This is a genomic window from Photobacterium pectinilyticum (assembly GCF_024357955.1).
In the GTDB taxonomy this organism is placed as follows: domain Bacteria; phylum Pseudomonadota; class Gammaproteobacteria; order Enterobacterales; family Vibrionaceae; genus Photobacterium; species Photobacterium pectinilyticum.
In genome coordinates this window covers 1-12,455 of sequence record NZ_JANEYT010000012.1, presented here as the reverse complement: position 1 = coordinate 12,455, position 12,455 = coordinate 1, and the positions used below count along the sequence as shown (strand labels likewise).

At 49.7% G+C, this 12,455-nt stretch carries 9 protein-coding genes and 2 tRNA genes; 7 read left to right on the top strand and 4 right to left on the bottom strand.

Features of this window, described 5'->3' with window-relative positions; all coding sequences use genetic code 11:
- Together NHN17_RS07365 and NHN17_RS07360 are read right to left on the bottom strand one after the other, a co-directional pair.
- Positions 1-72 (bottom strand) — tRNA-His (locus NHN17_RS07365).
- Positions 73-107: 35 nt separating this feature from the next.
- Positions 108-184 (bottom strand) — tRNA-Arg (locus tag NHN17_RS07360).
- A gap of 291 nt (positions 185-475) precedes the next feature.
- Here NHN17_RS07360 and NHN17_RS07355 point away from each other — a divergent pair.
- A complete protein-coding gene (locus tag NHN17_RS07355; RefSeq protein WP_255041573.1) occupies positions 476-886 on the top strand; it encodes a c-type cytochrome in 411 nt (136 codons plus the stop codon).
- Positions 887-991: 105 nt separating this feature from the next.
- On the opposite strand, the gene rep is transcribed toward NHN17_RS07355, so the two are convergent.
- Positions 992-3,007: a DNA helicase Rep gene (gene rep, locus NHN17_RS07350; RefSeq protein WP_255041572.1), complete on the bottom strand. Its 2,016-nt coding sequence runs from the start codon at positions 3,005-3,007 to the stop codon at positions 992-994.
- Between the two features lie 188 nt (positions 3,008-3,195).
- On the opposite strand from rep, the gene NHN17_RS07345 reads away from it, so the two are divergent.
- The 4 genes from NHN17_RS07345 to ubiK all read left to right on the top strand — a co-directional run bounded on the left by NHN17_RS07345 (position 3,196) and on the right by ubiK (position 8,429).
- Entirely contained in the window at positions 3,196-3,762 is a 567-nt protein-coding gene (locus NHN17_RS07345; RefSeq protein ID WP_255041571.1) for a TetR/AcrR family transcriptional regulator, read from the top strand.
- Positions 3,763-3,791: 29 nt separating this feature from the next.
- Entirely contained in the window at positions 3,792-4,898 is a 1,107-nt protein-coding gene (locus NHN17_RS07340) for an efflux RND transporter periplasmic adaptor subunit (protein WP_255041570.1), read from the top strand.
- A gap of 12 nt (positions 4,899-4,910) precedes the next feature.
- Positions 4,911-8,030 (top strand): multidrug efflux RND transporter permease subunit, encoded by a 3,120-nt coding sequence (locus NHN17_RS07335; protein ID WP_255041569.1) that lies wholly within the window; start codon positions 4,911-4,913, stop codon positions 8,028-8,030.
- Positions 8,031-8,159: 129 nt separating this feature from the next.
- On the top strand, positions 8,160-8,429 hold the full coding sequence (gene ubiK / locus NHN17_RS07330; protein ID WP_255041567.1) for a ubiquinone biosynthesis accessory factor UbiK: 270 nt from the start codon (positions 8,160-8,162) through the stop codon (positions 8,427-8,429).
- Positions 8,430-8,499: 70 nt separating this feature from the next.
- Here ubiK and ilvC read toward each other — a convergent pair whose 3' ends face one another.
- A complete protein-coding gene (gene ilvC / locus NHN17_RS07325; RefSeq protein ID WP_255041565.1) occupies positions 8,500-9,984 on the bottom strand; it encodes a ketol-acid reductoisomerase in 1,485 nt (494 codons plus the stop codon).
- Between the two features lie 131 nt (positions 9,985-10,115).
- On the opposite strand from ilvC, the gene ilvY reads away from it, so the two are divergent.
- Together ilvY and NHN17_RS07315 are read left to right on the top strand one after the other, a co-directional pair.
- Positions 10,116-10,994 (top strand): HTH-type transcriptional activator IlvY, encoded by an 879-nt coding sequence (gene ilvY, locus NHN17_RS07320; protein WP_255041564.1) that lies wholly within the window; start codon positions 10,116-10,118, stop codon positions 10,992-10,994.
- 21 nt (positions 10,995-11,015) lie between these two features.
- A complete protein-coding gene (locus tag NHN17_RS07315; protein ID WP_255041562.1) occupies positions 11,016-12,221 on the top strand; it encodes a Rossmann-fold NAD(P)-binding domain-containing protein in 1,206 nt (401 codons plus the stop codon).
- Positions 12,222-12,455 lie beyond the last annotated feature (234 nt).

The window sequence follows — 12,455 nt, the reverse complement described above, 5'->3', positions numbered from 1 at the left end:
GTGGCTAACGGGATTTGAACCCGCGACAACCGGAATCACAATCCGGGACTCTACCAACTGAGCTATAGCCACCATTGTTACTTTTGCCGATACGATCCTGTCCGGAATGGCGCGCCCGAAAGGATTCGAACCTTCGACCTTTGGCTCCGGAGGCCAACGCTCTATCCAGCTGAGCTACGGGCGCATGCCCTATCGGCGGAGGTGAATATTACGGATCGGGGCCCTCCTCGTAAAGTGTTTTTTTTAGTTTTTTTCTCGTTCGCTGCAAATATAGGCAAATAACTGTTGATTCGCATCATACAAAAGCAGCCCCCTAGTTTATCACGATGAAAATAGGCGATATACTCACGTTGTTTTTACAAATCAAACATTCTATAAATAAACACTGCCTTGTCTCAACAGTTTGACTACAACAAACACGAAATAAGACTGTGGCAATAGCACATAATGATCTGGAAGTGTAAAGGTGAGCTCAATGGAATTTTCTCTTCGACAACTTATGGTAACGGCTGTTGCTGCCCTGGCATTTACCGGCACTGCTGTGGCAGCCGATATGTCAGATGAAGCTATCGCAGAACGTATCAAACCGGTAGGCTCCGTTTACCTTGAGGGCGACGCCCCTTCGGGCCCAGTTGTGGCTGCCGGCCCTCGTAGCGGTGATACCGTCTACGGTACCTTTTGCGCAGCATGTCATGGGACTGGAATCATGGGCGCACCAAAGATTGGTGATTCTACGGACTGGAGCCCTCGCCTTGCCAAAGGTAATGATGTACTGGCTGATCACGCGATTAACGGCTTCAATGCCATGCCAGCCAAGGGATCATGTATGGATTGTAGCGATGATGAAATTGTTGCCGCCATTGACCATATGATCGAAGGGCTGTAATTCAAGCGTCTCTCCCCTACAACGAATAAAGCGAGTGCCACCGGCCCTCGCTTTTTCTTTATATACTGTCCCGTCCTGAAAAGTGCTTGCTCATTGATTACAGCGCTATTTCTTGAACATCGCCCGGATATTGGCTATGTGGGCCTGGCCCTTTTGCATTCGCTGCTCCTGGGTCATTGGTTTTTTATCAGCCTCCCACTCCAGATCATCTTGCGGCAACTCAAACAAGAACCGACTTGGCTCAGGTTTAATCAGCTCGCCAAACTGGCGGCGCTCCTTACACAAGGTAAAGGTCAGCTCCTTTTGGGCGCGGGTGATCCCCACGTAGGCTAAACGGCGCTCTTCCTCAACATTATCTTCATCAACGCTGGTTTGGTGCGGCAATATCCCCTCTTCGCTGCCCACAAGGTACACGTAAGGAAACTCCAGGCCTTTCGAGGCGTGTAACGTCATAAGCTGAACCTGATCGGCATCATCGTCATCTTCGCCCCGCTCCATCATATCGCGCAGGGTCAGGCGCTGGACCACTTCCTTGAGGGTCTTCACTTCCTGATCGTAGTTGTCTCCTTCAAGGTCGGCGGTGATCCAGCTATACAGATCTGAGACGTTCTTCATTCGCATCTCGGCCGCTTTCGGGCTAGGCGATGTCTCATATAGCCAATCTTCGTAATTAATATCCCGCACCAGCTGGCGCACAGCTGCAACGGTATCACCGCGCTCGGCATTATCGGATAACTCAACCACCCAACGGGTGAAGCGCTGCAGGGATTCCAAACCACGGCCAGATAGGTGCTGTTCCAACCCCATTTCGAAGCTAGCAGCAAACAGACTCTTGCCTCGCATGTTAGCGTAGGTACCAAGCTTCTCCAGCGTCACCGGGCCGATTTCACGGCGTGGGGTGTTAACGATACGCAAAAAGGCATTGTCATCATCTAAGTTGGTCAGCAGGCGCAGGTACGCCATGATATCTTTGATCTCTGCCCGTGAGAAAAACGAGGTACCACCGGAAATCTTATAGGGGATCCGGTTTTGCATCAGGGCTTTCTCGAACAACCTGGACTGGTGATTGCCTCGGTAAAGGATGGCATAGTCCTTATACTGGGTATTATTCAAGAAGCGATGGGCAATCAGTTCCCCCACCACTTTTTCCGCTTCGTGCTCTTCGTTCTTGGCGGTGATCACCTTGAGCATCTCGCCATCGGGGATTTCCGAGAACAGCGTTTTTTCAAACACGTGCGGGTTATTGGCAATCAGAATATTCGCAGTACGCAGAATACGGCTGGTCGAGCGGTAATTCTGCTCCAGCTTGATAACCCTCAGGCTAGGGAAGTCTTTGCTCAGCTGCACCAAGTTTTCCGGCTGGGCACCGCGCCAAGAATAGATAGACTGGTCATCATCGCCAACCACGGTAAAGCGGGCACGCTCACCCACCAGCAGCTTAACGAAAATATACTGGCTGGTGTTAGTATCCTGATATTCATCCACCAGCAGGTAACGGATCTTGTTCTGCCAACGTTGGCGAACCTCTTGGTTATCACGCAACAGCAACACTGGCATCAAAATCAAGTCATCGAAATCAAGGGCATTGTAAGCCTTCATCTGCCGCTGATACATCTCATAGCAATAGGCGAACATCTGATCGCGCTCGCTTGAGGCATGTGCCTTGGCTTGTGCCGGCGACAACATGTCATTTTTCCAGTTGGAAATCGTCGACAATAGCTGTTTGAGCAAATCCTTGTCGCCATCAATCTGTTGCTCGGTCAACTCCTTGAGCAAGGCCATCTGATCTTGGTCATCAAATAAGGAAAAGCTGGCCTTAAGCCCCAGTACCTTGTACTCACGACGGATGATATTGAGCCCCAGGGTATGGAAGGTTGAAACCATCAACCCCTTGGCTTCCTGCTTGCCAAGCGTCTGCCCTACCCGCTCCTTCATTTCACGGGCAGCCTTATTGGTAAAGGTCAACGCCGCAATATTACGGGCTTTGTAGTCACATTGCTGAACCAAGTAGGCAATTTTATTGGTGATCACTCGGGTTTTGCCCGAGCCTGCGCCAGCAAGGACCAAACTTGGTCCAGCGACGTATTTTACCGCTTCGTTTTGCCTTGGGTTCAGTTTCATTGACTTAATCCTGTATTGATCTTCGGGTCAGCAGGCGCATTGTAGCGGGTTCACCGCCATTGTCTATTCGCCTACCGATTAAGCCTACTCATCCTGACTAAATAAAAAAACTGCTTGCACATATAATCAGGCACCATAGAATGGTGAATGAACATTCATTCACCATCTTTATTTACAAACTGCCTTTTATGAGTGACAAGAAAAAACGCATTCTCCAGGCAACGGAAACGTTACTGGCAGAACATGGTTTTCACGGGGTTTCGATGCAAATGGTGGCCAAGGAGGCAGGGGTGGCCGCTGGGACGATTTATCGCTACTTCGAGGACAAAGATGATCTGTTGCATCAGCTTCATGATCACATTTTGGCTCATGTCGCGAACAAAATCAGCCAGAACGTGTCAGATGACATGCCGTTGCAGCATAGGTTTCGCACTATGTGGTTAAACATCTGGAACATGGCCACCCAAGAAGATGCCCCACTGATCAACCGTGGCCAGTTTGAGAACCTGCCCCGGCGTGAAAGCCATGAACAAAAATTATTAGAAAAGAAAATGTTCGCCAAGGTGAGTACGTTATTCGAGGAAGGAAAGGCTTCTGGCCTGTTCAAAAACCTCGATAACGAAATCTTGAGCGCATTAAGCCTTGAGCCAAGTATTTGCCTGGCTCGCAAACATATAAACGGCGTTTACAAGGTCAATGATGACGCGCTAGAAGCAGCCATCCAGGCCTCATGGGACGCCATAATTCAGCATTAACATTAGCTAACTTCGGAGCACACCCAACAATGAAAAAATGGATAGTGATGCTACTGATCGCATTGCTGCTATTTGGCAGCGTGATTGGTTTCAATCTCTTCAAGCAACAAAAAATCGCCGAATACATGGCCAGCATGCCTGAGCCGGAGTTTCCAGTCACAGTGACCACCACCGAGCCGGGCAACTGGGTTCCAGCCATCGAAGCAATCGGCTTTATCGAGCCCAATCAGGGTGTCACCATTACCACCGAAGTTACAGGGGTGATCAAAACCCTCGACTTTGAATCGGGTGCCGCTGTCAAAGCAGGGCAACAGCTCCTGGCACTAGACTCCAATGTCGAGGCTGCCAACCTAAAAAGTACCCAGGCTCGCCTTCCAGCCGCCAAGGCGAAGTATGAGCGCTACCGTGGCCTATTCAAAAAAGGTTCGATATCCAAAGAAGCCTATGATGATGCCGAAGCGTCGTATTTCTCTCTGGCTGCCGACATCGAAAGCCTGAAAGCGACCATTGAGCGCCGTACTATCAAGGCACCGTTCGACGGTATCGTTGGTCTACGTAATGTGTTCCTCGGTGAATATATCCAACCAGGTGACGATGTGGTGCGCCTTGAAGATACTTCTCTGATGAAACTGCGCTTTACGGTACCCCAGACCGATATCTCAGAGATTCATCTGGGTCAGGACGTTGAGATCTTTGTTGATGCCTACCCGAAAACACCGTTTAACGGTGAGATCAGTGCGATTGAGCCCGCGGTGAACTACCAGAGCGGTTTAGTACAGATCCAGGCTGATATCCCGAACAATGAAGGGCAGCTTCGTAGCGGTATGTTTGCCCGAGCCCACATTATCCTGCCGACGCTGGAAGACCAAATCATCCTGCCACAGACCGCAATTACCTATACCCTGTATGGCGATAATGTCTATCTGGCCGGTGAAGATGAAAACGGTATCCTTCGGGTTACCCAGTCTGTCGTCAAAGTCGGTGAGCGCAAAGGTAACAGTGTCCACATCCTTGAGGGTGTGAAAACTGGTGATACCGTAGTGACTTCCGGTCAAGTACGCCTGAGTAACCATGCCAAAGTTCGTGTGGTAGAAAGCAACTCGCTGGAAGCCCCAGCTGAAACCCCAATGCTGTGATCCGGAGGAGACATGCGCTTTACAGATGTTTTTATTAAACGTCCTGTGCTAGCGGTATCGATCAGCTTTTTGATCGCCCTTCTTGGCCTGCAGGCAATATTCAAAATGCAGGTCAGGGAATACCCTGACATGACCAATACCGTCGTGACGGTTACGACCAGCTACTACGGTGCCAGTGCCGATCTGATCCAAGGCTTTATTACCCAGCCATTGGAGCAGGCCATCGCACAGGCTGATAATATCGACTTCATGACCTCGTCGTCGGTGCTCGGCTCATCGACCATTACGGTCACCATGAAGCTGAATACTGACCCGAATGCGGCTCTGGCAGATATTCTTGCCAAGACCAACTCGGTCCGTTCCCAGTTACCGAAAGAAGCCGAAGATCCAACCGTGACCATGTCGACAGGCTCGACAACAGCGGTAATGTATATCGGCTTTACCAGTGATGAGTTGGCTTCGAGCCAGATCACCGACTACCTAGAGCGAGTGATCAACCCACAACTGTTCACGGTAAACGGTGTCTCCAAGGTCGACCTATACGGCGGGATGAAATATGCCCTTCGCGTGTGGTTGGACCCTGCCAAAATGGCGGCCTACAACCTAACAGCAACAGACGTGATGAACGTTCTGAACGCCAATAACTACCAGTCCGCCACAGGTCAGGCGACGGGTGAATTCGTGCTGTACAACGGTACAGCCGATACCCAGGTGAGCAATACCGACGATCTGGAAAAACTGGTCGTGTCTACCCAGGAAGGTCAAGTGATCCGCCTCGGTGATATCGCCAAGGTATCACTGGAAAAGAGTCATGATATCTATCGTGCTTCTGCCAACGGTGAAGAGGCTGTTGTCGCAGCGATCAATGCTGCGCCAAGTGCCAACCCGATCAACATTGCCGCCGATGTCTATGAGTTGTTGCCGGAACTTGAACGCAACATGCCGAGCAACATCTCGATGAACATCATGTATGACTCGACCATTGCGATTAACGAGTCTATCAATGAGGTTATCAAGACCATTGCCGAAGCAGCATTGATCGTACTGGTAGTGATCACCTTGTTCCTCGGCTCTTTCCGTGCGGTTATTATCCCGATTGTGACCATTCCGCTCTCGTTGATTGGCGTTGCCATGGTAATGCAGGCATTTGGTTTCTCGTGGAACCTGATGACTCTGCTGGCTATGGTATTGGCTATCGGCCTCGTGGTTGATGATGCAATCGTGGTACTGGAAAACGTCGACCGCCATATCAAAGAAGGGGAATCGCCGTTCCGTGCAGCGATTATCGGTACCCGTGAAATCGCCGTGCCGGTTATTGCTATGACCCTGACACTGGGTGCGGTATATGCACCGATCGCAATGATGGGCGGGATCACCGGTTCACTGTTCAAGGAATTTGCCCTAACCCTGGCCGGTGCGGTATTCGTCTCGGGGATCATCGCCCTGACACTTTCACCGATGATGTGTTCGAAAATGCTGAAGGCCAATGAAAAGCCAAGCAAGTTCGAAACCACGGTACACCATTTCCTTGATCGCATGACCAACCGCTACGAGAAAATGCTTGGCGGGATCATGAAAATGCGCCCGGTTGTTATTGTGTTCGCACTGCTGGTATTCGGTGTCATGCCTGTGCTGTTCAAGTTCATCCCGAGTGAACTGGCACCATCGGAAGATAAAGGCGTACTGGTTATGATGGGCACCGCACCATCAAATGCCAACCTCGATTATATCGAGAACACCATGGGCGAAGTGAACCGTATGCTGGTCGAACAGCCAGAAGTAGCCTTTGCTCAGGTTTTCTCAGGGGTACCGAACTCCAACCAGGCCTTTGGTATTGCCTCGATGGTACCTTGGAGCGAACGTGAAGAGAGCCAGGCTGAAGTGGTCAAGCGAGTGACGGACTTGGTGAAGGACGTGCCGGAAATGGCCGTCACGGCATTCCAGATGCCAGAGCTACCCGGTGCGGGCTCAGGCTTGCCAATCCAGTTTGTGCTCACTACACCGAACAGCTTCGAGAGCCTATTCCAGATCAGTAGCGATATTTTGGGTAAGGTAAAAAGTAACCCAATGTTCGTCTACTCGGATCTCGATCTGAACTACGACTCGGCAACGATGAAGATCAAGATCGACAAGGACAAGGCCGGCGCCTATGGCGTGACGATGCAGGATATTGGTATCACCCTAAGTACCATGATGACCGATGGTTATGTCAACCGTATCGACCTCAACGGTCGCTCTTACGAGGTGATCCCACAGGTAGAGCGTAAGTACCGCCTCAACCCTGAGTCACTTAAGGGCTACTATGTCCGTGCTGCTGACGGCAATGCAATTCCGCTGGGGAGCTTGGTGACGATTGACGTTGTGTCTGAACCGCGTTCACTGCCGCACTTCAACCAGCTGAACTCAGCAACAGTCGGCGCTGTCCCTGCTCCGGGTGTCGCGATGGGTGATGCGATCAACTGGTTCCAGAACGAAGCGGCCAGTACCCTTCCAGCAGGCTACCAGTATGACTTCATGGGTGAAGCCCGCCAGTTCGTGACCGAAGGTAATGCGCTGTATACTACCTTTGCCTTGGCATTAGCGATCATCTTCCTGGTTCTGGCTATCCAGTTCGAATCGCTACGCGACCCGTTAGTGATCATGGTATCGGTACCGCTGGCAATTTGTGGTGCCCTCATCGCCTTGGCGTGGGGTGCGGCCTCGATGAATATCTACTCGCAGGTCGGCCTGATCACCCTGATTGGCCTTATCACCAAGCACGGTATCTTGATTTGTGAAGTCGCCAAAGAAGAGCAGCTGCACCACAAGAAAGACCGTACGGCAGCTGTGATGGAAGCGGCGAAAATTCGTCTGCGTCCAATCCTGATGACCACGGCTGCAATGATTGCCGGTCTGATCCCGCTACTGTACGCCACCGGTGCCGGTGCGGCCCAGCGCTTCAGTATCGGTATCGTTATCGTTGCCGGTCTGGCTATCGGTACGGTATTCACCTTGTTTGTACTGCCGGTTATTTATTCTTACCTTGCGAGCATTCATAAGCCGCTGCCGGTCTTTGTCGAGGACAAAGACTTGGAAAAGCTTAGGCGTGCTGATGAAGCACGCAATGCCTTGAAAGAAGCGCACGATTGCTAATCGAAGCAAGCAAACAAAGAGGCCGTTTTAACGGCCTCTTTTATTTTGTACCAACAGCAACGACAATCCTGTTATATTTGAATAAAATAACGACAACAAATGAAATGCCGTTACGGAGTTAACTAAGCTATGTTTGATCCAAAGAAACTTGAGCAAGTGGCCAAGCAGATCCAGGATTCCATGCCTCAGCCAGTCAAAGAGCTAGGCAACGATGTAGAACAGAAAGTTCGCCAAGTGATCCAAGCACAGCTTGGTAAACTGGATGTTGTCAGCCGTGAAGAGTTTGATGTACAGACCCAGGTCCTGCTGCGTACCCGCCAGAAGCTAACTGCACTTGAGCAGAAGCTTGATGAGCTAGAAGGCCGCATGGCACCAAAGGCAGATGCCGAGCAAGAGTAATCTTGCGAAATGACTAACAAAAAGCCCGGATAATCATCCGGGCTTTTTTATGTTTAGCTTTTGGGGAAAATTAACCGCCTACAGCAATGCGCTTCATATCTGTCATGTAACCACGCAGTTCTTCACCGATGTATTCAACCGGGTGGTTGCGAATAGTGTCATTCACCGTAATTAGCGTTGCGTTATCAACCTGATTAGAAGTCTCACCTAAACCCTTGCCTATCACGTCCGTGCCTACCGACGGCATGAACTTCTCACGCAGTAGCGGTGTCGCAACATTGGCAAACAGGTAGTTACCGTATTCAGCCGTATCAGAGATAACCACGTTCATCTCGTATAAGCGCTTACGGGCAATAGTGTTAGCAATCAGTGGCAACTCGTGCAGTGATTCATAGTAAGCCGACTCCTCGATAATGCCGGAAGCCGTCATTGCTTCGAACGCCAGTTCAACACCAGCACGTACCATTGCCACCATCAAGATGCCGTTATCGAAATACTCTTGTTCTGAGATCTCAATATCACTATCTGGGTAGTTCTCAAATGCGGTTTCTGCTGTCTCACCACGCCAACCCAACAGGTTCACATCGTCGTTGGCCCAGTCAGCCATCATGGTGCTAGAGAAGTGGCCAGTAATAATGTCGTCCATATGCTTGTTGTAAAGCGGACGCATTAGATCTTTCAGCTCTTCTGATAGTTCAAAGGCTTTCACTTTCGCAGGGTTAGACAAGCGATCCATCATATGAGTGATGCCACCGAATTTCAGTGCTTCGGTAATGGTTTCCCAACCGTACTGCAGCAACTTACCGGCATAGCTCGCATCCACACCATCAGCAATCATCTTCTCGTAGCAAACAATCGAACCAGCCTGAAGCATGCCACACAGGATAGTTTGCTCACCCATCAGATCAGATTTTACTTCAGCAACGAAAGAGGACTCCAACACACCTGCACGGTGACCGCCAGTTGCAGCAGCCCATGCCTTGGCAATCTCTAGGCCATCACCTTGAGGGTCGTTCTCTGGGTGAACCGCAATCAGTGTTGGAACACCAAAGCCACGCTTGTACTCTTCACGTACCTCGGTACCCGGACACTTAGGTGCAACCATGACAACAGTAATATCAGGGCGGATCTGCATACCTTCTTCAACAATGTTGAAACCGTGAGAGTAGCCCAGTGCCGCGCCTTGCTTCATCAACGGCATTACTGTCTCAACCACATTGGTGTGTTGCTTGTCCGGCGTTAGGTTTACGACCAGATCCGCTTTCGGGATCAACGTTTCGTAGCTACCTACTTCAAAACCGTTTTCTTTCGCGTTCTTGTAAGACTGGCGCTGCTCGTCGATTGCAGCCTGGCGTAGGGCGTAAGCCACATCAAGGCCAGAGTCGCGCATGTTCAGACCTTGGTTCAGGCCCTGGGCACCACAACCGACGATAACGACTTTCTTGCCTTTAAGGTAATCAGCCTCGTTGGCAAACTCGTTACGATCCATGAATCGGCAACGACCTAGTTGATCTAATTGCTGGCGAAGATTTAGGGTATTGAAATAATTAGCCATAACAGCAAACTCCGTGAATTCTATTCCTTGGGTCGACAGTACTTGTCGAATAATCCGATAGTAGATCAAGCAGTAAGTTGCGCAAAGTGATATATTCACAATAAGTCATTGCAAAAAGTGCAACATGGAAGATGAACATAAAAACCTTGCAGTTATTTCTTCACCTGTGCGAATCAAAGAATTTTAGCCAGACCGCCCAGGCCATGCATATCAGCCCATCAGCCCTCAGCCGGATCATTCAGCGTCTCGAAGAAGATTTAGGCCAAACCCTGTTTGTTCGTGATAACCGAAGTGTCGAACTAACCTCTGCAGGGCAAACCCTTTTGCCGACGGCGGCACTCATTGTCGCTAACTGGCTGAAGGTCAAAGCTGAACTTGCAGATCATCACCACAAACTACAAGGTAAACTCAAGCTATTTTGCTCCGTCACCGCCAGCTATAGCCACCTGCCCGATATCCTAAACCGTTTCCGTCAGCTCTATCCCCAGGTTGAGATCCAGCTACTTACCGGCGATCCCGCCCAAGCGATCGATAAAGTACAGCAAGATGAAGCCGATATCGCCATTGCCGCCAAGCCTGATACCTTACCGGGAAAGATGACCTACATTGAACTCGACAATGTTTCGATGTCGATCATCGCCCCTCTTCTCCCACCACCGAGCCTGCAAAAAGCATTGGCAGAACCACCGAACTGGGCCAGCCTACCATTTATCTTACCGGAGTCGGGCACCGCAAGAGATAAGGCCGATAGATGGCTAAAAAGCAAAAAGATAAAGCCTAATATTTATGCTCAAGTCGGTGGTCACGAAGCCATTGTCAGTATGGTTGCCCTTGGCTGTGGGGTAGGTATAGCTCCGGATGTGGTGATTGAGAACAGCCCGGTAGGCAATAAAGTCAAACGGCTAGAAAAAGAAAAAGTACAGCCGATGCATTTAGGTCTGTGCTGTAAACAAAGCCGACAGAATGAGCCATTACTCTATGCACTACTGAATCTTTTTGGCTGCAATTAATTTATCAATGGAATAATAACAATGCCCCAACCAATCTTAACTCATTCGTACTACTCTGATTTTTATGCCGCCAAAGGCTACGACTTCCTAAAGCAGATTTCACAGTGCTATAAAGCACCTCAAAACCTAATTATTTTTTCAGTCATGCATTGCTACGAAGGTTCGCTGCCTTATATCAATGTCCTTGCCGAGCTGGCCCATGAATTAATTTTTATTCCCAAGGGAGCGACAACCAGTGGTAACCGCGAGATCAAGGCAACGATCGAGAAACTGCCTAGCTGTACTATAGCCAATCATGGAATAACTAAGGAACACCTCAGAGATCCCCTCGCGGCTGAAACCTTTATCCGTCAATACATCGATGCGGACAGCAAGTTTCTACTCCTAGATCACGGCGGTTACTTCTCTCATGCCATCGAGCACCTTAGCAAAGTATTTCAGGAACAACTCGTCGGTATCACCGAACTCACCGCCAATGGCTTGTACAAGTACTTAAACTGCAACCTGAATCACCCACTGGTCACTGTCTCCCATCTCAGTATCAAGGCCCCTGCTGACTACGAGGCTTCAGAGTGCATTGTCCATTATTCCGATCAGATCCTACGTGAAGAGTTTGGATTGAAACTCAATAATGATGGTTTCCTAAAAGTCGGTGTGATTGGTGCCGGTAACCTAGGTTGCGGGGTGATCCAATACCTTAAAGGGAAAGCTATTGGCAACATTCTAGTCGCAGATATCGACCCAAGAAGGCTAACTCAATTTCCCCGCAACGGTGTACAAGTAAGCTCAATAGAACGATTGGTCCACGAATGTAATTTGATTTACTGCTGTACAGGTAATGGTGCGATCCCTGAGCACCTCCTTGATTCTATCAATGACAACAGTTTTATCGCCACCGTGACCTCGGCCGATGATGAACTCAATCTGCCAAGCCTGATCGCCAATGGTGCGCTAATTGAAGTAGGCGGGAATAAATTAGTCCGTGAATATCAGACGCGGCAAGGCCATCGCCTCTACCTTCTTGCTGGCGGTGAATCAGCCAATACCCCGTTCAAAACAGGGATGGGAGATCCTACTCTGTATTTATTCGAAGCGGCGCACATGCTTGCCGGATTACAACTGCTTTGCCAACCAGAAGACTTCAAACCGGGGATCCAACCATTAAGCGAGGCTGACGAAACAGCCATTGCCGAGCATTGGTTGCGGCACTTTTATAACTACCAATAACGACGTAAACATATATACAAGAAATTCCGAGGACGCCGAATCTTGGGCTATTTGCCCGTAGGCCGAACATTGTTACTCACACAAAAAAGCCTCAGCATTTCTCCTGAGGCTTTTGAAGAAGTGGCGTATCGGTCGGGCTGGCGCACCAGCGGGACTCATACCAATCTAAGTAAAAATATGATCTAATTGAGGTTACTCTTTCAGACAGTCACATCGCTATGGATAGCCTCAATA

Coding starts and splice junctions, on each gene's coding strand:
- NHN17_RS07315 (WP_255041562.1), top strand. CDS start 11,016: ATGCCCCAACCAATCTTAACTCATTCGTACTACTCTGATTTTTATGCC.
- ilvY (WP_255041564.1), top strand. CDS start 10,116: ATGAACATAAAAACCTTGCAGTTATTTCTTCACCTGTGCGAATCAAAG.
- NHN17_RS07335 (WP_255041569.1), top strand. CDS start 4,911: ATGCGCTTTACAGATGTTTTTATTAAACGTCCTGTGCTAGCGGTATCG.
- NHN17_RS07355 (WP_255041573.1), top strand. CDS start 476: ATGGAATTTTCTCTTCGACAACTTATGGTAACGGCTGTTGCTGCCCTG.
- NHN17_RS07340 (WP_255041570.1), top strand. CDS start 3,792: ATGAAAAAATGGATAGTGATGCTACTGATCGCATTGCTGCTATTTGGC.
- ubiK (WP_255041567.1), top strand. CDS start 8,160: ATGTTTGATCCAAAGAAACTTGAGCAAGTGGCCAAGCAGATCCAGGAT.
- NHN17_RS07345 (WP_255041571.1), top strand. CDS start 3,196: ATGAGTGACAAGAAAAAACGCATTCTCCAGGCAACGGAAACGTTACTG.
- rep (WP_255041572.1), bottom strand. CDS start 3,007: ATGAAACTGAACCCAAGGCAAAACGAAGCGGTAAAATACGTCGCTGGA.
- ilvC (WP_255041565.1), bottom strand. CDS start 9,984: ATGGCTAATTATTTCAATACCCTAAATCTTCGCCAGCAATTAGATCAA.